The sequence below is a fragment of the Bacillus sp. FDAARGOS_1420 genome (genome assembly GCF_019344915.1).
Lineage (GTDB): Bacteria > Bacillota > Bacilli > Bacillales > Bacillaceae_G > Bacillus_A > Bacillus_A mycoides.
In genome coordinates this window covers 2285520-2307056 of record NZ_JAHWJB010000002.1, presented here as the reverse complement: position 1 = coordinate 2307056, position 21537 = coordinate 2285520, and the positions used below count along the sequence as shown (strand labels likewise).

The 21537-nt window shown below is 35.5% G+C and carries 19 protein-coding genes and 2 pseudogenes; 14 read left to right on the top strand and 7 right to left on the bottom strand.

The annotated features are described in order from the left end of the window. Window positions 1–6: 6 nt before the first annotated feature. Window positions 7–333 carry a DUF3895 domain-containing protein gene (locus I6L50_RS22075; RefSeq protein ID WP_219303111.1) on the top strand — a complete coding sequence of 109 codons (327 nt, stop codon included), beginning with the start codon at window positions 7–9 and terminating at the stop codon, window positions 331–333. Window positions 334–401: 68 nt separating this feature from the next. On the opposite strand, the pseudogene I6L50_RS22070 reads toward I6L50_RS22075, so the two are convergent. After that, window positions 402–679, bottom strand: a pseudogene (locus tag I6L50_RS22070) (hypothetical protein); the annotation flags it as partial. Between the two features lie 92 nt (window positions 680–771). Between I6L50_RS22070 and I6L50_RS22065 the strand changes: the two are divergent. Further along, window positions 772–1023, top strand: a pseudogene (locus I6L50_RS22065) (IS1595 family transposase); the annotation flags it as partial. 153 nt (window positions 1024–1176) lie between these two features. Here I6L50_RS22065 and I6L50_RS22060 read toward each other — a convergent pair. Both I6L50_RS22060 and I6L50_RS22055 read right to left on the bottom strand, forming a co-directional pair. Then, window positions 1177–1350, bottom strand: coding sequence for a hypothetical protein (locus I6L50_RS22060; RefSeq protein WP_219303109.1), 174 nt, complete (start codon window positions 1348–1350; stop codon window positions 1177–1179). 131 nt (window positions 1351–1481) lie between these two features. Further along, window positions 1482–2714, bottom strand: coding sequence for an MFS transporter (locus I6L50_RS22055; protein ID WP_219303107.1), 1233 nt, complete (start codon window positions 2712–2714; stop codon window positions 1482–1484). A 221-nt stretch (window positions 2715–2935) separates the two neighbouring features. Between I6L50_RS22055 and I6L50_RS22050 the strand changes: the two genes are divergently transcribed. The 3 genes from I6L50_RS22050 (at window position 2936) to I6L50_RS22040 (ending at window position 7179) form a co-directional block, all read left to right on the top strand. Then, window positions 2936–3517: a TetR/AcrR family transcriptional regulator gene (locus I6L50_RS22050; RefSeq protein ID WP_219303105.1), complete on the top strand. Its 582-nt coding sequence runs from the start codon at window positions 2936–2938 to the stop codon at window positions 3515–3517. Between the two features lie 421 nt (window positions 3518–3938). Next, complete coding sequence (locus I6L50_RS22045; RefSeq protein ID WP_219303103.1) at window positions 3939–4709, top strand: DnaD domain-containing protein; 771 nt, start codon at window positions 3939–3941, stop codon at window positions 4707–4709. A 79-nt stretch (window positions 4710–4788) separates the two neighbouring features. Next, complete coding sequence (locus I6L50_RS22040) at window positions 4789–7179, top strand: penicillin acylase family protein (protein ID WP_219303101.1); 2391 nt, start codon at window positions 4789–4791, stop codon at window positions 7177–7179. A 259-nt stretch (window positions 7180–7438) separates the two neighbouring features. On the opposite strand, the gene I6L50_RS22035 is transcribed toward I6L50_RS22040, so the two are convergent. The 3 genes from I6L50_RS22035 to I6L50_RS22025 all read right to left on the bottom strand — a co-directional run bounded on the left by I6L50_RS22035 (window position 7439) and on the right by I6L50_RS22025 (window position 11599). Continuing rightward, window positions 7439–9226, bottom strand: a complete 1788-nt coding sequence (locus I6L50_RS22035; protein WP_219303099.1) for a helix-turn-helix transcriptional regulator — start codon at window positions 9224–9226, stop codon at window positions 7439–7441. 114 nt (window positions 9227–9340) lie between these two features. Continuing rightward, window positions 9341–9919, bottom strand: coding sequence for a sensor domain-containing protein (locus I6L50_RS22030; protein WP_219303097.1), 579 nt, complete (start codon window positions 9917–9919; stop codon window positions 9341–9343). A gap of 354 nt (window positions 9920–10273) precedes the next feature. Further along, the gene (locus tag I6L50_RS22025; RefSeq protein WP_219303096.1) at window positions 10274–11599 is read right to left on the bottom strand and encodes an erythromycin esterase family protein; all 1326 of its coding nucleotides are present in this window, start codon (window positions 11597–11599) and stop codon (window positions 10274–10276) included. Window positions 11600–11957: 358 nt separating this feature from the next. On the opposite strand from I6L50_RS22025, the gene I6L50_RS22020 reads away from it, so the two are divergent. The 7 genes from I6L50_RS22020 to I6L50_RS21990 all read left to right on the top strand — a co-directional run bounded on the left by I6L50_RS22020 (window position 11958) and on the right by I6L50_RS21990 (window position 18797). Then, window positions 11958–12845: a CPBP family intramembrane glutamic endopeptidase gene (locus I6L50_RS22020; RefSeq protein ID WP_219303094.1), complete on the top strand. Its 888-nt coding sequence runs from the start codon at window positions 11958–11960 to the stop codon at window positions 12843–12845. Between the two features lie 402 nt (window positions 12846–13247). Beyond that, window positions 13248–14315 (top strand): glycoside hydrolase family 113, encoded by a 1068-nt coding sequence (locus tag I6L50_RS22015; RefSeq protein ID WP_016091748.1) that lies wholly within the window; start codon window positions 13248–13250, stop codon window positions 14313–14315. Window positions 14316–14403: 88 nt separating this feature from the next. Continuing rightward, window positions 14404–14595 (top strand): DUF378 domain-containing protein, encoded by a 192-nt coding sequence (locus I6L50_RS22010; protein ID WP_002084566.1) that lies wholly within the window; start codon window positions 14404–14406, stop codon window positions 14593–14595. A gap of 209 nt (window positions 14596–14804) precedes the next feature. Next, a complete protein-coding gene (gene serC, locus I6L50_RS22005) occupies window positions 14805–15887 on the top strand; it encodes a 3-phosphoserine/phosphohydroxythreonine transaminase (RefSeq protein ID WP_219303092.1) in 1083 nt (360 codons plus the stop codon). Window positions 15888–15899: 12 nt separating this feature from the next. Continuing rightward, complete coding sequence (locus I6L50_RS22000; protein ID WP_219303090.1) at window positions 15900–17072, top strand: 3-phosphoglycerate dehydrogenase family protein; 1173 nt, start codon at window positions 15900–15902, stop codon at window positions 17070–17072. 13 nt (window positions 17073–17085) lie between these two features. Next, on the top strand, window positions 17086–18333 hold the full coding sequence (locus I6L50_RS21995; protein ID WP_219303088.1) for a DUF1015 domain-containing protein: 1248 nt from the start codon (window positions 17086–17088) through the stop codon (window positions 18331–18333). 86 nt (window positions 18334–18419) lie between these two features. After that, the gene (locus tag I6L50_RS21990; protein ID WP_219303087.1) at window positions 18420–18797 is read left to right on the top strand and encodes a hotdog family protein; all 378 of its coding nucleotides are present in this window, start codon (window positions 18420–18422) and stop codon (window positions 18795–18797) included. A 51-nt stretch (window positions 18798–18848) separates the two neighbouring features. Here the strand turns inward: I6L50_RS21990 and I6L50_RS21985 are convergent, their stop codons facing one another. Beyond that, window positions 18849–19880: a S66 family peptidase gene (locus I6L50_RS21985; protein WP_219303086.1), complete on the bottom strand. Its 1032-nt coding sequence runs from the start codon at window positions 19878–19880 to the stop codon at window positions 18849–18851. A gap of 312 nt (window positions 19881–20192) precedes the next feature. Between I6L50_RS21985 and I6L50_RS21980 the strand changes: the two genes are divergently transcribed. Together I6L50_RS21980 and I6L50_RS21975 are read left to right on the top strand one after the other, a co-directional pair. Next, a complete protein-coding gene (locus I6L50_RS21980) occupies window positions 20193–20834 on the top strand; it encodes a hypothetical protein (RefSeq protein ID WP_219303084.1) in 642 nt (213 codons plus the stop codon). A 215-nt stretch (window positions 20835–21049) separates the two neighbouring features. Continuing rightward, complete coding sequence (locus I6L50_RS21975; protein WP_002128109.1) at window positions 21050–21319, top strand: 2TM domain-containing protein; 270 nt, start codon at window positions 21050–21052, stop codon at window positions 21317–21319. Window positions 21320–21537 lie beyond the last annotated feature (218 nt).

Below are 21537 nucleotides of genomic sequence, written 5' to 3'. Positions count from 1 at the left end.
GATGTAATGAATCAAATTTCATTTGAAGATTTATTTGAAGAAGAAAAAGAAAAAGTGGAGGTAGCTGAGATCCCAGCACCTTTATCGCCCTTGCAAAAAGATATTTTGGGATTATTTAATTCTGAAGAAATAAGTGCACTTGAGCTATGCGAACAATTAATACGATCTGGTAAAATATCAGATGAAAGATTTACAACGAATAAGCCTAAAGCCTTTGGACAAGTATGCTTAATATTAGAAGGGTTTGTTACAGAAGGAAAGCTTACTTTTATCAAAAATGATGAGAAAAGAGATAGGGTTTATAAATTGGATGAAGAAATTTTTAACATATAAGTTGTCCAGAATTAAATGAATGTTTTCTACGGAGCTAGTTCAGTAACCAAAGTAAAAAGGGGTATCAATCAAGAAAGATTGATACCCCTTTTTGTTTTTTTACATCTTACATATTTACGTTTGAAACCGAGTCTTTCTCTATCAAGTTCTAAATGCATATTTTCGTAAGCATTTAGAAAATTGCTTTTTTCTTGTTACGTTTTACTTCAACTATACCAACTTCTTTTGCAGTCTCGACTGCCTTTTCATGTAGTGACGCATATGAAATCCGCACAGTGTTTAGAAGATTATTCATAGCGGATTTTGTTCGTTCTGGAGAATCCTGAATCGTATTTTTCACAATTTTATAGTTTTGTAAAAAAAAGTATATTAAAAAATGCACTAATAAATTATTCTCCTTTTATTTAGGCTGTTTTCGTATAGATTGTTGCTCTCTATCAACGAGTAAAAAAAGGGATATTCCACATACAACACGTTAATAACTTTCATCGCCGCTTGAAAAGATGGATGGAACGATTTCAAGGCGTTTGTACGTATTATTTGGATAGTCACCTCTACTGGTATCGTTGGCTTGAGTTACATAAAAACTTAGCATTTGAAAATTGGATAGAGCAAATACTTATTTCAGCTTGCCAAAAATCTAAATATTTCACAGTTGAAGCATTAAGAAAAGATAAAAAGCATCATTAATCAGATGCTTTTTAGGTAGATTCAGTGGTTTATTGTTATTTAACTAATGGAGTAGTTTAGTTGAATAAGAAAAAAAGAGTAATGCGTATTTGACTTAAAATGCGATACAAAAATGAACTGTACAAGGATGACAATTCATTTAATAGGTAGGTATTATTTCACATTATTTAGAGGGGAAATTACCTTGTTATAAAAAAATCTTTCCCATTTAGCTAACAAACCGTTCCCATTTTCACCACGTTGAATTTCAATTTCGTGTTTTTTATGAAATTCTGCTATTCGTTTATTATGCTCTTTGTGCAATTGATGGAGAGCTACTTGTTTCATTATTATCCCTCCTTTCGATTAACCATAATTATATATCCTGGGTTGATTATAGCAAAGTATTCTACACGTTTTGTAGATTAAATCTGCCTTTTAGTTTTAGCAGTAACAATCTTTGAGAAAACAGCCTTTATTTATGATGATCGCCGTAAGGTCATTGCCCAAAATAAAAGAGCACAAGCACTAACGGATGCACCTAATATACAAACTCCGTTCCATCCGTAGCTTGCATAAATGTTTGTTGAAAGAATTGCACCTGTTGCACTGCCGATAGAATAAAAAATCATGTAACTGGCAGTGAGGCGACTTCTCGCTTCTGGACGCACTGTGAAAAGCATACTTTGATTGGTGACATGTACAGCTTGCACAGCTAAATCTAAAAGGATAACACCGATAACTAGTAGGAATAGAGAATGGTTCATTAATTTAATTAGGAGCCATGAAAGTAATAATAAGGATAAGGCTATGCCAGTAGTTCTCTCTCCGAATCCGCGATCAGCAAGTTGTCCTGCTTTAGTGGCAGCTAATGCACCAGCAACTCCAGCAAGACCAAATGCTCCGATAGCTGTATGTGATAGATTATATGGTGCAGCACTTAGAGGTAAAACTAATGAAGTCCATAAAATACTGAATGAAGTGAAAATGAGCAATGCTAATATTCCGCGAATGCGTAAGAGGCGCTCTTCTACAAATAATAAGAGAACGGAATGTAATAATTTAGGATAGGTCATAGCTGTTTTTTTATGTTTAAGATTAGGTAAATTACGATATAACAAACCAATTACGAAGAGCATAAGTACAGCAGAGGTAAGATAAACGGAACGCCATCCCGCTAAATCTGTTAATGTTCCAGCAAATGTACGTGCAAGTAGAATTCCTATTACGACACCACTCGTGACGAAACCTACTATTCGCCCACGGTCTTTTGGGTTAGCTAAAATGGATGCGTATGCGACGAGTGTTTGCGTAACAGTCGCAAGAATTCCGACTAAGGCCATACCTATAAAAAGTACGGTACTGGAAGGAGCGAATCCGACCACAATTAAAGCGAAAACGGATAAAAGCATTTGAACAATAATAAGTCTTTTTTGGTTTAACAAATCACCAAGTGGAACTAATAAAAGTAATCCGAGTGCATAACAAACTTGAGTAATCGTAATAACGACACCAATAGTTGAATGGTTGATCTTAAACGCATTTGATAAAGAATCAAGTAGAGGATGAGCGAAGTATATATTCGCCACAGCCATCCCGCAAGCTATTGAAAATAATAGAGTTATATATCCGGGCATGATTGTATTAATAGGTGATTGGAACTGATCATTATTCTGTGTAAGAGCAGTTGTCATTTTTTCTTTAGCATCCATAATATCATCTCCTTTTGTTTTTAAAATAATGTACCGAACGGTATATTATTTCGTAAGTCAAATATAATCAAGGATAAGTTGATATGTCAAGTGAATTGTAAATTAAATTCAGTTTCTTTTGACATATCATTTATAATTTAATACGATATATAATATACTGATTAGTACATAAAAAAGTGATTTATAATTTAGAAAACAGGTGAAAAAAGAGGAGGGATTAAATGGCTCGACTACGTGAATTTGATAAAGAAAAAGCTTTGGATGCTGCTATGCAACTTTTTTGGGAAAAAGGATACGCCGCTACTTCATTAAGCGATCTAACTGCTAAAATGGAAATACAAAGACCGAGTTTATATGCAGCATTTGGTGATAAAGAAGGGCTGTTTGAAGCTGCATTACGGAGATACACGAATTTACACGCAGCTAGCATTCGAACGAAACTTCAAAAAGAACAATCTGTAAAAGAGGCCATTCGTATATTTTTTGAAAATATGGTGGAAGAGGAATATAAAAAAGAATCAAATAAAGGCTGTTTTTGTATTAACACAATGGTGGAGCTTTCTCCTCATAATGAAAAATTTGAAGTGTTGACTAGAGAACATCAAATGTATCTTTCAGTTATATTTCAAGAATTAATTACTAAAGGAATTCAGTCTGGAGAACTGCAAAGTGATGTGAATGCTAAAGCATTGGCACAAACGCTAGTCACTTCATTAATTGGATTAACGGTGTTAATGAAATCTCGCCCAGAACGTTCAGTTATAGATAATTCGGTATGTATCATATTATCGTTACTAAAATAAATGTAACAGAATTGTATATCAATCAACTATGTCGATTATAGACACTTTTATTTATAAACTTTTAACTTTAAGCACTGAATTGTCTACGAAGGCAACAAGTGCTTTTTATTTTCGTGTAAATATGAGCAGGTGAATCATAATGGTTGTCTGCAATATATGAAGATTGTTGGAGACATTTGTAATTAGGCATCGGATAAGAGAGGAATGAAAACACTATATAAGCCCCCACCAAGTAATAAATCACTAAGAAAAAACAAAACAAAAACAACTACAAGAACAAAACAAGCGCGAAAAAATAAAACCGGCGTAGTAGTAAAAAAAAAATTTGGAACTCGAATGCCCAAACCGTTACCTCATTCCTATATTTATATTGAAGGATTAGAATTTTCCTTTTTACTAGTAAGGAGCGGGAGGAAAACTGATGGCGGTGTACCGTAATGTGCAGGTGAACTTTTGGCAAGATGAATTCATATTAGATTTAACGCCAGAAGAGCGTTATTTATATATATATTTGTTAACTGGTACGAAAACGAAGCAATGTGGTATTTACATATTGCCAAAACGTTTGGCAGAGCTTGAAACTGGTTACAGTATGGAGACTGTTGAGAAGTTATTGAACCGGTTTGTGGAATACGGGAAGATTTTATATGATGCGGAAACGAAAGAGTTATTCATTATAAATTGGCTACACTATAATCCTATTTTTAATACGAACATAGAGAAATGTGTATTACGTGAGCTGAAAATGGTGAAAAGTAAAGAGTTCCTACATAAGTTTTTGCGTAAATGTCTTGAAGAAGAATGCAAGATTCCGTTATTACTTCAGTATTTTGGTATGCCAGAGGAAGAGGTTAGTAGTAATTCACAACAAGCAATTATTCAAGAGAAGGAAGAGAAGGAAGAGGTAGAAAGAGTAGAGGATGCCACTTCGCATAGTGAAGTTTATAAATTTTACGAACAAAACATTAGTAGTCTATCTCCATATATCGCGAAGGAATTAAAGGAATGGATGCAAAGAGTTTCAGGAGATAAAGTACTAGAGGCACTTAAAATTGCGTTTGAACATAATAAGGGGACACTTGCTTATGTGAAGGGGATTTTGAGGAATTGGTGTAAGAAAGGACGAGTAAGCTTTAATAAAGGAAAGGAAATAGTGCGTAAGAGAGAAGTATTCAGTTTGTATGATCCATAGCATGAGCAAGTAATGATTTCTTCTTTTCTAAAAGGTTCTTTCACAATAGAAGCGAATAGATTGAGAGAGGAGGGATTGTATGGAAGTCGTCATAAAAAAGAAACGAAATAGGGGAAAAAGAATTTTTATTTGGTCTAGTAGTATCGTTCTTTTTTTGTTTATTTGCGCTATGATTTTTTTGAACATATATACGTTGAGTTCTATGCCAAAGATAGATGGAACGATAAAACTTGAGGATTTACAACATGCTGTTGCGGTGAAACGAGATAGTAAAGGTGTACCACATATTAAAGCGGAAAATGCGCATGATTTATATTTCTCGCAAGGGTATGTACAAGCGCAAGATCGTTTGTTTCAAATGGATTTAAGTAGAAGACAAGCTTCTGGTATGTTAAGTGAAGTTGTAGGGGAAGCAGCTGTTGATCGAGATAAATTGTTTCGAACGCTCGGTTTACGGCGAGCGGCAGAAGCATCTGTTAGTCAATATGACGGGGAAGCGAAATATGCCCTGCAGTCATTCGCGGATGGGGTGAATACTTTTATACGTGAAGCGAAGGCCGAAAAGAAATTGCCAGTGGAGTTTACTCTATTAGGTTATGAACCTGCTGAATGGTCAATCGTGGATTCTTTAACGATTGGAAAGTATATGGCGTTTGATTTAGGAGGACATTGGCACGGACAAGCATTTCGATATTGGGCGTTGAAAAATCTTCCGGAAGAGCAAGCAAATGAACTATTTCCTACATATCCGAAAGATGCACCTAGATTGCTAGCTGAACTGAAAAATACAAATGTGAATGTAGCACAAAGTTTTTCAAAGGCGGTTATTCCGCCAGAGTTTAATGGGAGTAATAACTGGGTTGTGAGTGGTGAAAAGAGTGTATCTGGTAAACCGATTTTAGCGGATGATCCTCATTTATCTCTTGCGACACCTTCTATATGGTATCAAACTACGTTAGAAACGAAAGATGTAAATGTGAGTGGAGTTATTTTTGCGGGTGTTCCTGGTGTTATGTTAGGGCACAATAAAGAGATTGCCTGGGGCGTTACGAATACAGGTCCCGATGTGCAAGATTTATATATTGAAAAGAGAAATCCTAATAATGTAAATGAATTTCTGTATAACGATAAATGGGAAAAGGCTACGGTTGTTGATGAATCTATTAAAGTAAAAGGCGGGAAAACAATTCCGTATAACGTGACGGTTACGAGGCATGGTCCAGTCATTTCAGAGTTTGCAGATAAAGGGGAAGAGAAAACGAAAACAGTATTCGCTTTGAAATGGACTGCTTTAGAGCCATCAGCTGAATTAAAGGCTGTATTAAATATGAATAAAGCGAAAGACTGGAATGAGTTTGAAACTGCTCTTCAAGATTTTCACACACCGACTCAAAACTTTTTGTTTGCATCAAATGACGGTACAATTGCTTATAAAGCGAACGGAAATATACCAGTGCGTAAAAAAGGCGATGGTAGTTTGCCAGTTCCGGGGTGGACAGACGAATATGAATGGGAAGGGTATATTCCGTTTGATCAGCTACCGAAAGTAATAAATCCAAAACAAGGGTTTATTTCAACTGCAAATAATAAAATTGTTGATGACGATTATCCATACCATATTAGTAATACGTGGGCGCAGCCGTATAGGCAAATGCGTATTCAAGAGTTTTTACAAGAGAAGGAAAAGTATACGGTGAAAGATTTAGAAGATTTACAGATGGATCAAAAAAATTTATATGGGAAAGAGTTTAGTCCTATATTGTTAAAAGAGTTAAATAAAGCATCTTTAAATGAAGTAGAGAAAGAAGGCGTAAAACAATTAACAAAGTGGAATTTTTACGATAGTAAAGATGAAGCGGCACCATTAATATTCCATTTGTTAATGAAAGAGATTTCGAATACGCTATTTTCAAAAGAAATACCGAAAGATGTGATGGAGTTATTTGAAGGGAAGTCACAAGTAGTTGATGAATTGATTCGAAAAGAAGTAGCAGGAGAAAATAGCGCTTGGTTTACGAAGTACGGAGGGTTCACGAAAGTTGTGCATACATCGTACGAGAATGTAATGAAAAAATTACAGAAGGAATATGGACCGAATGTTGCAGAGTGGAAGTGGGGCGATTACCATCAACTTGCTTTTACACATCCAATTTCGAGATCATCTAGTATGTTAGCATTACTTGCATTTAATCGTGAGAAACCAGTTCCAATTGGCGGAAGCCAAGTTACCGTTCAAGCAGCGAGTTATGGAGATAACGGTATTGTAAATCACGGAGCTTCTTGGCGATTCGTGATTGATACGAAAGATATGTCAAACGGTTATCATATCGTAGGGCCAGGACAATCAGGAAACTTTAGAAGCGATTGGTATCATGATCAAATAGATGATTGGGTAAACGGAACGTATCATACGACTACACTGAATATGGAGGGAATAGAAGGGAAAGTGTTAACTTTACAGCCGAAGTGATAATATTTCCACTGATGAAAACTGTTAAATTAGAACATAACCCAGTTCTTAAATCATTTTAAAAGCCTACTATCAGTTAAATTGATAGTAGGCTTTTGTATTTTAGAGAATAAGATTCAATGATTTTATTATGACAAAACAGTAAGTGTTTTAACATTTACTTATACGATAACGGGGCTTATTTACTCTGTTACAAAAGAAACCACACAAAGCGTTCTTTTTCTTTGTTGCTCATTTTTATACACCGCATAACATTTTATTATTCAATAATTCCAATTTCTAGAGCCTTTTGAACAGCTTCTTCTTTGTTACGGACCCCTAACTTTGTATAAGCTGTGGAAGCATAGTTTCTGACCGTACCATTCGATAAATATAACCTTGATGCTATGGTAGTGTATCGAAGTCCTTTTGCTACTAGCTGCAATATTTCTATCTCCCTAGCTGTTAGCTCATAGGCGGTTGCTTTTGATTGAGGTGTCTCTTTTTGCTCATCAAACTTCTCAAATATTTTGTGAGACATTCCCTGATCAATCAGTGTCCCACCTTTGTGAATAAGTCGGATCGTATTAGCTAGCTCCAACGTTTCAATAGATTTGAGTAAAAACCCATCCGCACCGTTGCGAAGCGATTCCAACGCCTGTTCGGTATCTTGAAAAGTTGTAAAAATCAATACGCGGATATGTGGCCATTGTTGCTTAATCTTTTTGGTTGCTTCGACTCCATCCATGTGCTGCATATCTAAATCCATAAGTATAACATGGGGTTGAAGGCGCCCACACAAATCGATGGCTTGATTGCCATCCTCAGCCAAACCGACTACATTTAAATCTTCATATCTATCGAGTAGTGTCCTCAAACTTTCCCGAACAAATGGCTGATCATCTACAATTAACAAACGAATAAGTCCATCTTTTATTTCAGTTTGTCGCGGTATGGTACATGTAACAAGCATTCCTTCCTCTGGCTTTGTATATACAGACAATTGACCTTGCAAATTCATTGCCCGTTCTTTCATCGCATTCATACCGAAGCCTTCCTGCCATTCTACATTTCCTTTTCCATTATCTTGAACTTCTAACCTCGTATATTGTTGTTCAAACTGCAATGAAACTATAATTTCAGTCCCCTGGCCATGACGTACTGCATTCGTAAGGGACTCTTGTAAGCAACGAATGAATGCGATCTTCGCTTGCCGAGATAGTTGATATTCCTCTCCGAATGTCCTAAAACTTACATTTACCTGAGCGTGCTCCTGAAATTCGGCTCCAAGATTTTGTAGAGATTGAATCAGGGAAGGGGATTGACACGGAGAATCCATTTGATGTAGGTAACCTCTCACGTCCTCAATACTTTTACGTCCCATTTCAAGCAGAGAATCTAGCCTCTGTATACCCATCTCAGTAGCAAGTTCGGTACGCAACGTTTCCATCCCCATAATAATAGAAGTATAAGCGTGACCAACTGTATCATGAAGCTCGCTCGACAGCCTGTTCCGTTCTTCTGCCAGTGTAATGCGTTCAATCTGAGACATATATTGCTCGAGTACCGCGTTTTGTTTACGAATTACTTCATTTTGCTTATGATTGGCGATTAATAAATGAAAAGCGAATCCCATTACATAAGCGAATCCATAGTAGGTGACCATAGTCCAATAGCTATTACTTGGCGCAACAGCATAGAAAATTCCAGTTGTTATAAAAACTGTTGTTGGAGCTGTCCAATAATAGGACAAATGCTTACTATTTACAGCAATTAGAAACACTGATATAAGAAATATGTTGTAAGCTTCCGGAAATAATGAGGTTAAATATATACATTGTCCACCATATAGCAGTATTTCTGTGAACAAGTAATATTTGTAATTGAACAGTAAGGCTACCCATGGAATTGAGAAGGCAACAACCTCCCAAAGAATAATAATCCAAAGTGGAAATGTTAACCCATCCTGAAAACTTAATGTAGCTAGGATGATAGACACACTAGTAAGTAGACGTATCCCTAACATAATCCAATCGTACCAAAACCAATACTTAACCATATCTAACAAGTCATTTACCCCCTAAGTAGCCTACCTTTTTACTTCATATATTATAATTTAATCCTTCATGCCTATTATACTTTTAAATTTAAAACTGCGATACTATGCACAAATTGCAGACTTCTATCGATTTAGTTGCCGAATCATGCTACGTGTATAGCCCCCAAGTTTCTTTGTCAAACCATCTACTATTCTAATACTTATGGCGGTAAATACTATACCCATAAACATTACAAAGAGGGACTTGGCAAAAGTATCTATCTGTATGAATATAATATTCATTTCGATGTATTGATACAGTAGTGGTGCCAACAGCAACATAAGTGGCATTACATAAAAAATGATTGCACTAATGAGACTGCAAATGCCAATCACTAATTTCTGCATTAACCAAAAGACAGCAGACCAAGTACGACGATCTGTAAGCACTAATTTCACCTGAGTCCAGTTCGATGTATCTATTGTTATACTTCTATCATAAGAGTCTGTTGAAATATCTGTATAAATTTTCGTCTGTATGCGCTCGAATTGGATAAAAGGTGTAGTAGTCTGTAGTACGCGTATAACTAGTGGAATCCCAATTACCGTAAATGAAAGGGTGAAGCTGAATAACAGAGCTATTAGATAAAAACAAAAATAAAACAATCCTGTAACGAAAGTTAGCAATAAAAAATAACCATTCTGGATGAATCCTGATTTCATAAAGTTCATCGCTCCTATCTATGTAATAACCGAATTGTACTGCTTTTTTTGTCATTCTCACTAGTGTAAAAGTGTCATATGACATTTCTAAATGATGCTAAAAAGGGGAGAGTAACCTACTTCTGGTTAAAAAAGATGCTTATATTAATCTCCATAAAACAATCCCGTTCTTGCAGATGCGAGAAGGGATTGTTTTGTACTTTTATCCCACTTTAATGGGCAGTAAGACCCCCACCTCAAAATGCAGCGAAAGCAAAGAATTTAGGTGGGGGATCAACTGCCCATAAAAGTCCGATTGGTTCAACTAATAATCAGTGGGGGATGAAGAAAATCCCCACTGATTAAAGTTTCACTTTATTTAATATGAGATGGACTTGTTTTTCGAATATGAAAAATAATATCAAATTGCTCAAGCAATGACGTATCAAAGTATGCCGATTCGTTCGGTAAGAGTCGTGCTCCTACACTTAGTAATGGTCTTTTTGCTTTAACCCATTTCTCTGCTGGTCCTTTAAGGTGACGGTTATCCAATAAAAACATTTTATATGGTACTTTTCCGAGAGTATAATTGAAACTATTTACATCTTGTGGAATCGGATCCGTTTTAATCTTATCTCCTGTGTCGTTGTATAAGGTGAAATTCCCCTCCGTAGTTGTACTGCCAATTGTGACATAATTATTGTCTAAACGTTCCTTCAAATACTGCCCCGCAACATAAGGGTATAACTTCTCATCGATAATTCCTTTAGCTATATGAATATTGTGTCCCCATACCATCGTTTTACCACCCAATGTCTCTTGTGCCCACATTGCATGATCGGTCAAGTATTGCTCATGTAGCTTTAACACACTTGGATAGTCGTTAGGAATTAGCATTGTGGTATATTTCTCTATTACACTTGCCGTTGCTTTCGCCCAGATGTACTCAGGTGAAACTAATTCTGTTTTGGCTTGCCCATTCTCATCTTTTAGTAATTGGGCTACTCTCTCAGCGTTTGCTTTGAACTTTTCTTTTATTTCAGGAGCAAGGTCCATATATTCCTTTACACTTCCATTAAAAGCCGACAATTCTTTATAATTTTCTTCTACTTCTGCCAGCAAATCTGGTCGATGTAGCCTTACATAATCAATTACTTTATTAAAGCAACCTTGGTCCAACTCCTTTAAGTCGAGCCCAATAAATTGGATCTTTTTTTTATTGGATGGATTAGCATTATAATCTTTCATCCAGTCAATCATGGCTATAATTTCATCAGTAGGATATAACAAGTTTAAAAATTCTCTAGGGTTTCCTTTTCCTGTTTGGATATATTCATTTAGTTTTAAGCCGTTTCCCCAATCTTCTTCCATTGTGAAATTTGTAAAACCCATCTCAGTAACCAAATATTTCACAAGGCGAAACTTCATAGTAAAAATTTCAGAGCTTCCATGAGTATTCTCTCCTAATCCTACATATTGTGCGCTCCCAATCATTTTCTTAAGTGGTTTTAAATCCTCAAATGATTTTGACGGCTCTATCGTTTTTAATGGGTAAGCCTGTGATTGTATGGATTTAACTATATTTTTTTGGATTGATTGACCTGAATTTTCGACTGCTACTGTTTGAGCCTTTCCTACTTCTACACATCCTGTGACTAATAAAGCTGTACTAACCATTGCAATTATTCTTTTCTTATTCATTTTTTCCACCTCAATTGAATTATTTGTAAAAGCAAGATTGATTCATGTACTTGCACGAATCAATTGCCTTAATTCAATTGTTATCTATCCCATATCATATTTTCTAGTTACATATTGTCATAAGGTTAATTGACACAGGTCATAGACTAATCATTACACTTTTGTACTATCGGCTATGACAACTTATAAATAATAATTACATTGATGAGTCGTAAGTAAGACTAGATTATAAATTGGGAGGGATTTTAAAGATGAATGAATTTGTATACAAAAATATTTTTATTCTAAGTTGTGTCTGTGGAAATGACAAGAAGTATATTCGATAAACAAGTGAATTATAGGGGAAGGGCGGATTAAAATGATATTACACGCAAAATCGTTCCACAATAAAGATAAAATCCAACGTGCTAAAATAGGACTTCAACTTTTTCTGAGTATCTTAATCATTACTTCAATTATCCTAAATGTAGTAGTAATAATTACGAAAAGTATGCCACTTATTGTGGTATATATGTTTACCCCAGCATTATCTTCTATTTTGACTCGCATAATACTGAAAGAAGGGTTTAAAGATGTATCTTTTAGTCTCGGTAACTTAAAGATATGGAAGGGGATTGGTTTTGCTCTGCTAATCCCTATGATTATTTGTGGAATTACTTATTCTATCGCCTGGTTGAGCGGAATTGCGGGGTTTCAGCATCCCGAAGGTGGTATGTTAGAACCAATCTACAATATGCTTGGACTTCAGTATGTAACGGCACCATTCAGTTTCATTTATCTAGTAGTATTGAGCGGCATTTTCGGAAGTTTGCTTGGCTTAATCCCAGCTTTGGGAGAAGAAATGGGTTGGCGAGGTTATATGCTCACAAGGCTAGTCGATGCAGAGTTTTCACGGCCCATCCTTATTAGTGGATTGATTTGGGCAACGTGGCATGTTCCAATAGTTATTGCAGGTCTATATGTAGAGGGACCATCTGTCGTTCTTTCAGTACTTGGTATCTATCTTTGTATTGTACCATTCGGTTATATTATAGCTTATTTACGACTTATCACAGGTAGCATTTGGCCTTCGGTTATCATCCATGCTACTTGGAATGCCATTATTCAAGGACCTTTCACACGTGCAAGTACAGGGTATCAAACTGAGATTTGGATTGGAGAATCTGGCTTGATAACTGCTATTATTATAGTAATTACTGCAATAATTACGTCTCGAATAGTGAATTTTACCAAATATCATAATTAGGCGGATGTTATATACAAATATAATGGAGGTGTAATCATGAATATTCAAAGATATGAAAATAATACGAATGAAGTAAATGTAAAAGTAATACAAACAAAAAGCGAATATAGATAAAAATTTTTTGATACATTTATGAGTATAAAAATTTATTTATACGAAAAAATAGATGTGATTAGATTATCAGAAAAAATTCAATAACTTCAATCGTGAAAAGATAAAAAGGAGCGGAAATACGCTCCTTTTTTATTTACCTTACTATTTTTAGGAGGTTAGTATGAATAAGGTATGGATAAAGGGTGAATAGCATTTTTATTGATGAAATTTCATTAAATATTCTTGTGGAATATATGTGAAACATTGTATAGAATAAGCAAGTATGTCAAAAATTATAGGAGGAAACTTGTGAAGAAAAGTAAGAGTTTAGTAAGTATTTTAGGAGTGTGTATCATGTTGTTTTCTTTTTGTTTCCAGGGAAATATACAGGCGGATGTAAATACTGTTCAATCTGGAAAAATAAAATCAGGAAACGTAACGGTATGGGAAGTAGGCAATGTAGCGAAAGTGTTAGCAGATGTAGAGCGCTTGAATTTAAATACGGTGAATGTACCTATTCAAGTAGATATTTCGGATGTAAATTCGGCTAATATGGTAATTAATCAGGCGCAAAAGAAACAAGCTATTATTTTAATTCAAGAATTATTAAAGCATAATATACAAGTTATATTGGAGCCGTTTCCGTTTATTCAGCAAGGAAATATTGGAGAAACAGAGTGGAACCCTAGTAATATTAACGATTTCTTCTGGAATTGGAAAACTGTTGTTTTACAAGATATTTTTAATTCCATTACAAGTAAGTACAATATTTATGGGCTGAAAATCGCTTCTAATTTCGTGAATATGGAATATGCAGAAGGATATTGGAATGATACGATTAATTTTGTTCGCCAGCAGTATAAAGGAAATGTTTTGTATCAAATGAACTGGTGGTTAACTGCAAGCTTTGATCCTTCTTTTGAGGCGAAATTTAAAGAGAAAATAAATCGCCCGTATTTAAAAAAGGTGGACATTGTAAGTATTGATAGTTGGTTTGAAGTTTCAGGAAAAAGAAATCCATCATACGAAGAAGTAAAACAAAGCTTATTTGCGACGACAGTATACAATCGTGGCCAAAATGTCGTTCAGCAACTTGAGACATTACATAAAACAACTGGAAAGCCAGTTTATTTTGGTGGATTTAATGTGCCAGCACGTGAACTTGGACTACAAAGCCCGTGGAACCCAGATGTTACGAATGTGTTTTCAAAAGATGTACAACTTAACGGGTGGCGTGCTTACCGAGATGTATTAGAAGCGAAGCCATATTTTAAAGGTTTTTCAATTTGGTTTATCGGATCTAATGATAGTAATCATTCATATCAAATACATAGTAAAGAAGCAGAGACAGTTATTAATGGCTGGTATCGAAAATAAATTTTATAAAATAGGTAAGTTTTAGAATCTATTACATATATTTTAGTGAAAGGCCTTTCACCATCTTATCACCTAGGGGGCAATCATAATGAAATTTTTGTCATACCTTACAGTAATTTTGGTGATTCTTGGCGGTTTGAATTGGTTGTTTGTGGCGTTAGATTATAATGTAGTTGAGAAATGGTTTGGTTCTATGCCGGCGCTTGTGGATACTATTTATTGGCTCTTTGGTCTTTCAGCTATTTATCAAATTTTCGATCGGTTCTTTACGAGTAAGTAGCTATTATACTTAATTACTAGAGTGTTAAGTACGATTATGTACTTAACACTTTTTTGTATGTTTATAAAAAACAGGGTGCACATGCAAGCGATTCCATTGCGTCTTGCACCGTAATAACGGAAAACAAATTGACCGTGTATTGTATATAGGTTATAATTCAGAAAGTTTAAAAAATAATAAAAATGAGAAATAGGGAGGTTATCTGGGTGATGGAGAGAGTGTATAATTTTTCAGCAGGACCATCTATACTCCCTTTGCCAGTTTTAGAGAAAGTGCAAAAGGAGCTTGTAAATTATAACGGGACAGGCATGTCTGTTATGGAAATGAGCCATAGATCTTCTTATTTCCAAAGTATTATTGATGAAGCAAGTAGCTTACTTCGTGAATTAATGAACATTCCTGATGACTATGAAGTTTTATTTTTACAGGGCGGTGCGTCATTACAATTTTCTATGATACCGTTAAATTTAATGAGTACGTATAAAAAAGCTGGGTACGTACTGACAGGTTCATGGTCTAAAAAGGCGCTGCAAGAAGCCGGAAAAGTAGGAGAAGTACAAGTGATTGCTTCTTCTGAAAAAGAGAAGTTTACTACGATTCCTAAAATGGATGATTTACCAAATGATGAAGAACTAGATTATGTACATATTACAACGAACAATACAATTGAGGGGACAAAATATGTGGATATTCCACATTTAGAAAGAGTGCCGCTCGTTGCGGATATGTCCTCAAATATTTTATCAGAACAATATGATGTTACGAAGTTTGGTCTCATATATGCGGGTGCGCAAAAGAATTTAGGGCCAGCGGGTTTAACGATTGTAATTATAAAAAGAGATTTAATTGGCAGTGCAAATAGTACTTGTCCTACGATGTTAAACTATGAAACTTACAGTGAAAATAACTCCCTATATAATACACCGCCAACCTTTAGTATTTATGTAGCAAAACTTGTACTAGAGTGGTTGAAAGAACAAGGCGGGGTATCTGCGATTGAAGAACAAAATAGAATGAAATCTTCACTTCTTTACAATTTTTTAGATGAATCTAAATTGTTTACTTCACCAGTTGATCCCACGTATCGGTCACTTATGAATATTCCGTTTACAACACCGTCAGAGGAGCTTAACAATCAGTTTTTACAAAAATCGAAAGAGCGCGGTTTCGTGACACTAAAGGGACATCGTTCAGTCGGCGGTATGCGCGCTAGTGTTTACAATGCGATGCCAACCCAAGGTGTACAAGAATTAGTAGACTATATGAAGGAATTTGAGCTTGAAAATAGATAGGGAGATGGGGATATGTTTCGTGTTCAGACGTTAAATCAAATTGCGGAAAAGGGTTTGCAAATTTTTGATGGGAATCGCTATGAAATTGGAGACAAAGTAGGTCATCCAGATGGTATTTTACTTCGCAGCTATTCTTTACATGAAGAAGAGTTTTCAGAAGATTTAAAGGCAATTGCAAGAGCTGGTGCCGGTGTAAATAATATTCCTGTTGAGCGTTGTACGGAAAAAGGGATTGTAGTATTTAATACGCCAGGGGCTAATGCGAATGCAGTGAAGGAACTTATTATCGCAAGCCTTATTATGTCTTCCCGTAATATTATAAACGGAGTGAGCTGGACGAAAGAGTTGGATGGAGAAGCAGTACCACAGCTTGTTGAAGCTGGGAAGAAGCAATTTGTTGGGTCAGAAATTGCAGGGAAACGTTTAGGTGTTATCGGTCTTGGCGCAATTGGTGCTTTAGTTGCGAACGATGCGTTATCTTTAGGTATGGACGTTGTTGGATATGATCCGTATATATCAGTTGAAACGGCATGGCGTCTTTCTACACAAGTACAAAGAGCGTTTAGCTTAGATGAAATTTTTGCAACATGTGATTATATTACACTTCATATTCCTCTTACGAACCAAACGAAGGGGATTATTGGTGAACACGCGATCGAAACGATGAAAAAAGGAATGCGTCTATTCAATTTCTCAAGAGGGGAACTTGTTGATGAAACAGCTCTTCGAAAAGCGCTAGATGAAGAGATTATTCAGCATTACGTAACGGATTTTCCGAATGAAAATGTTATAAAGATGAAAAATGTAACAGCAACTCCTCATCTCGGTGCATCTACGTCTGAATCTGAAGAAAATTGTGCAGTAATGGCTGCACGTCAATTACGTGAATATTTAGAGACAGGTAATATTCGTAATTCAGTAAACTATCCAAACGTAGAACTTCCGTACATTGGAAAAAAACGAATTACAATTATGCATCAAAACGTTCCAAACATGGTAGGACAAATTACAGGATGTTTAGCAGAACATCATATTAATATTGCGGATATGATTAATCGTAGTAAACATTCTTGGGCGTACACAATGATTGATATTGATAACGGAATTGATGATATAATGAAAGAGAATATTGTGGAAAATATAAGCAAAATCACAGGTGTTGTAGCTGTTCGAATGATTGTGTAAAGGAGAGAGAAACTTGGCAAAAATCCGACCGTTTCGTGCTATTCGTCCAGTAGAAGGAAAAGCAGCACAAGTAGCAGCTTTACCTTATGACGTATTAAATAGTGAAGAGGCAAGAGAAGTTGTAAAAGGGAATCCATATTCTTTCTTACACGTTGATAAAGCAGAAATTGATTTAGACCCGGCACTTTCACCGTACGATGATCGCGTATATGAAAAAGCGGGTGAAAATTTAAAGCAATTTATACAAGAAGAAGTGTTCGTTCAAGATGAGGAGCCAGCGCTTTACATTTATGAACTGACGATGCAAGGAAGAACGCAGTCAGGCCTTGTCGTTTGTACATCGATTGACGAGTATGAAGATGATACAATTAAAAAACATGAAAGAACGCGTCATGAAAAAGAACTTGATCGTATTCGCCACGTAGATGTGTGTGACGCAAATACGGGGCCAATCTTTTTAACGTATCGTACAAAAGAAGAAGTGAAACGTTTCATTGCAAGCTGGAAAGAAGAACATGCGCCAATCTATAAATTTACAGCAGAAGATGGTGTGGAGCATGTTGCGTGGAAGGTTGCAGATGAAGAATTAATTGCAAATTTAGTAAACGCATTTGAAGATATTCCTAGTCTTTACATTGCAGATGGACATCACCGCTCTGCATCAGCTGCAAAAGTAGGGCTAATGCGAAGAGAACAATATCCGAATTACACAGGAGAAGAGGAATTCAATTTCTTCCTATCTGTTTTATTCCCTCATGATGAATTATCAATTTGGGACTATAACCGGGTTGTGAAAGATTTAAATGGTTTATCAGTCGAGCAGTTTTTAAAGCAAATTACGCAGTACTTTTATGTAGAAGAAGCAAATGGTTCTCCGTATAAACCAAATGAACCAAAATCATTTGGCATGTATGTAAACGAGAAGTGGTATAAGCTCACTGTGAAAGAGGAAACGTTTGATGCGAATGATCTCGTTAAAGGTTTAGATGTATCTATTCTGCAAGATCATTTATTAAGCCAAGTACTTGAAATACATGATCCGCGATCTGATTCACGCATCGATTTTGTCGGAGGAATTCGCGGATTAGAAGAATTAGAACGCCTTGTAAATAGCGGTGAATATAAAGCAGCGTTTTCATTATATCCGACATCAATGGAAGCTTTATTATCAATCGCAGACGCAGGGGAAGTTATGCCGCCAAAGTCAACGTGGTTTGAACCGAAACTGCGCAGTGGGTTGTTTGTTCATTCGCTAAAGTAAATATAGACTTCTACAGTTTTGAAAACCGAAATGATTTTTAATTTCGGTTTTTCTTATTTTAAAAGTGTTTTTGAGGAGGGGTATCGATGAAATTACAAGTAGGCGAAAAAATCACCTTCGAACGAACTTTTACAAAAGAAGATGTTGTTTTATTTACGGAAGTATCTAGAGATGAAGGGGTTCATCATGTTACACCAGATGAGCAGGGGAGATTTGTTGTACAAGGACTTTTAACATCAACGTTGCCTACAAAAATTGGCGGTGATTATAACGTACTAGCTCGCAAGATGGATTTTGAATTTTTACGTCCTGTGTTTAGCGGTGATACAATTCGTTGTGACGTAACTATTGAACAATTTGAACCGGATGAGAAAAATCGCACAAAAATTATTGCGATGTTTATATGTAGAAATCAAGTTGAAAAAGAAGTTATGAAGGGGAGTTTTTCGGGGATAATCCTTTAATTAGTAGGGGGAAGGAAGCAAGTGAAAAAAGTGTGGGGGAAATCCCACACTTTATTCCACGCCACTTTCTAAAATAGAGAAAGACTCATTTTCACAATCAATTTCTGCCATCGCGCCGTAAGGCAAAATAAACTTCGGTTCGGTATGGCCAAAATTTAAATTATAAAGAATCGGCAAATCTTCTAAATTATATTCCTTCATAACTGTAAGTATTTCGTGTTTATATTCTTCATAATATTTTTCGTCTTTCGGTTTACCAAAAATGATGCCTTTTGCTTTTTGTAGAATGCCTTGCGCTGCATAATTTCGTAACCAATACTTTATATAACTTGGTTCTGGATGATCTTCAGAGGTTTCAAAGAAAAGGATACTATTCTCCCAATGTTTTTTCTCAGGCCAAAGTTCCGTTCCTTTTGCAAATTCCAGTACTTCCATACAACCACCAATTAAACGCCCTTGTACAGTAGTAGAGCCTTGAAGTAGCTCATATCCATTGTTTTGCTGCATCGTACGCCTTTTATCTTTATTTATCTCTATCCATTCTAAACGCTCACTCGTCCATTCATGAGCTGGTTGAATCTCGCCAATATTCTCATTTGAAAAGAGAGTTCGATTCACCATTTCAATTGTATATGGATCCATCTCCACATTTTCGGCAAAATCAGTTAAGATTGCTGGACCGTAAAAAGAGGGAATTCCTGCTTTATGACAAAACAAATGTGAAACGGTATCGTCAGAGTAGCCCATAAAGATTTTCGGATTTTCGCGTATAACATTAAAATCTATATAAGGAAGTAAACGGATGCTATCTTCACCGCCAATATTCGTAATAATTCCTTTAATACGAGTATCTTTAAATGCTGTCATTAAATCTTCTGCACGAGCCTCAGGGTTGTTGTAAAGGTATTCGCTACCTTTTAAACTATTTGGCATTGGGACAACCTTAAGACCGAAGACGTCTTCTAATCTTTTTACTCCTTGCTCATATCGCCATCTTAGCTTAGAATCACCAGCACCTCCCCATGAAGAACTTACTGTCGCCACAATATCTCCTGGCTGTAATCTTTTTGGTTTCATTAACATATTAATTCCGCTCCTACATAATGTAATTAACTACGACTATACAAACCGTAGAGTTGAAGAACATAGTACATGACATTTAATTTCGCCACCATTAACAAATACACCTGCTGTTATTTATGAACCTAACACTATTGTTGAATATATGAATAAGATACAATAAATCTTTTTATCAAACTTTATATTTAAAAATTCCAGTATGCAACATTGCATAAGAAAGATGGTTGCTATTCTTTATAACCTGTAACTATAATGATTACAGGTTGGTCGTATCCAATCAAAAAAATATAATCATCATGAATGGAGAGGTTACATATGGGTATGAAAAAAATAATTTTAGCAGGTGCTTTAGGGATCGCAGCATTATCAGGAACGAATTTACTAGGATTAGAACTGTCAAAAGCGAGTGCCGCTTCTATTGAATCGAATTTCTCGACGTTAGAAGGGCGAGTAGTAGAAGTGGATAACGGTGTAATTGTCGTAAAATCTAAGCAATATGAGGAACCTGTTAGTGTGTATATTGATTCATTTTCAAATGTGAAAGTAGGGGATGAAGTAAAAGCTACTGGATCTATGATGCGTAATTTTACGGAATATATGATTGCAAATACAGTTGAAAATACGTCAAATAAATTAGGTATGCACATGAAAGAAGACGGTTCTCCTGATTATGTGATTGGGGAAGTATCAAAAGTAGGAACGATGAACGATGAGGGAGACGTTTCTACTAAATATGTTATAGTGCAGTATCTATCAGTAAATGGGAAGAAAGCTATTATTGAAGTGTACTTAACTAAAGGACAAGTATTTAATACGGGTGAGAAAGTGAAAATTGATATGAAGTATGTAGGCTGGGGCGGAATTTCTATTAACTACAACACAACGGATCATATCGAAAAAGTTCATGAAGTAAAGAGCAACGTTGAAAATAATGAGGATGTATGGATCTGGTCTTAATAAGGCGAGTATAAGTCGTTATTTGCAATTTACTCCAAACAATAAATGTAAAAACTAAATGTATCATGCAGTACCCATCAAATTATCATGTGTATGACAATTTGATGGGTATTTTTTATTTTGTGTTTTTTTGAGAATAAGGGATTTTCGATTAGAATATGATGTTTAAATCGGAGCGAGTTTAAAAAATACAATAATGAAAGAGGTGTTTAAGGATGGAGCGAGATGAGGTTTATTTACGAGCTAAAAAAAGGATGGAGAATTTAAAAGCGTTTTACATTCATTTAACGGTCTATATACTAGTTAACTTAATGCTTTTTTTTATAAATATAAGCTCTGATTCAAGCAAATTATGGTTTTTATATCCACTTGGAGGTTGGGGGATCGGTATCGTTATACACGGTTTGACAACTTTTCCATTTGGGATATTCGGAAAAGAGTGGGAAGAACGAAAGATTAAAGAATATATGGAGAAAGATAAGTAAATTTATTTCTGTAATGTATGAATATAAAAATTTATATAAATCTCTGTGCTCACACGCTTGATGCGAAGTCTATTCTATAGCTTCGCCTATTTGTTTTTTATTCGAAGTTTGTGCGAGTAAGTGTTCATATTCATTTTTTAGCGTGAATTGCATGTGAAATCAAAACTTTACTTGTAGTACATAATAAATACAGTTGTTTTACTTTTTAAATTACATGT

Excerpts from the sequence above, each read along its gene's own strand:
- I6L50_RS22075 (WP_219303111.1), top strand. The coding sequence starts at position 7 with ATGAATCAAATTTCATTTGAAGATTTATTTGAAGAAGAAAAAGAAAAA.
- I6L50_RS22060 (WP_219303109.1), bottom strand. The coding sequence starts at position 1,350 with ATGAAACAAGTAGCTCTCCATCAATTGCACAAAGAGCATAATAAACGA.
- I6L50_RS22055 (WP_219303107.1), bottom strand. The coding sequence starts at position 2,714 with ATGGATGCTAAAGAAAAAATGACAACTGCTCTTACACAGAATAATGAT.
- I6L50_RS22050 (WP_219303105.1), top strand. The coding sequence starts at position 2,936 with ATGGCTCGACTACGTGAATTTGATAAAGAAAAAGCTTTGGATGCTGCT.
- I6L50_RS22045 (WP_219303103.1), top strand. The coding sequence starts at position 3,939 with ATGGCGGTGTACCGTAATGTGCAGGTGAACTTTTGGCAAGATGAATTC.
- I6L50_RS22040 (WP_219303101.1), top strand. The coding sequence starts at position 4,789 with ATGGAAGTCGTCATAAAAAAGAAACGAAATAGGGGAAAAAGAATTTTT.
- I6L50_RS22030 (WP_219303097.1), bottom strand. The coding sequence starts at position 9,919 with ATGAAATCAGGATTCATCCAGAATGGTTATTTTTTATTGCTAACTTTC.
- I6L50_RS22025 (WP_219303096.1), bottom strand. The coding sequence starts at position 11,599 with ATGAATAAGAAAAGAATAATTGCAATGGTTAGTACAGCTTTATTAGTC.
- I6L50_RS22020 (WP_219303094.1), top strand. The coding sequence starts at position 11,958 with ATGATATTACACGCAAAATCGTTCCACAATAAAGATAAAATCCAACGT.
- I6L50_RS22010 (WP_002084566.1), top strand. The coding sequence starts at position 14,404 with ATGAAATTTTTGTCATACCTTACAGTAATTTTGGTGATTCTTGGCGGT.
- serC (WP_219303092.1), top strand. The coding sequence starts at position 14,805 with ATGGAGAGAGTGTATAATTTTTCAGCAGGACCATCTATACTCCCTTTG.
- I6L50_RS22000 (WP_219303090.1), top strand. The coding sequence starts at position 15,900 with ATGTTTCGTGTTCAGACGTTAAATCAAATTGCGGAAAAGGGTTTGCAA.
- I6L50_RS21990 (WP_219303087.1), top strand. The coding sequence starts at position 18,420 with ATGAAATTACAAGTAGGCGAAAAAATCACCTTCGAACGAACTTTTACA.
- I6L50_RS21985 (WP_219303086.1), bottom strand. The coding sequence starts at position 19,880 with ATGTTAATGAAACCAAAAAGATTACAGCCAGGAGATATTGTGGCGACA.
- I6L50_RS21980 (WP_219303084.1), top strand. The coding sequence starts at position 20,193 with ATGGGTATGAAAAAAATAATTTTAGCAGGTGCTTTAGGGATCGCAGCA.
- I6L50_RS21975 (WP_002128109.1), top strand. The coding sequence starts at position 21,050 with ATGGAGCGAGATGAGGTTTATTTACGAGCTAAAAAAAGGATGGAGAAT.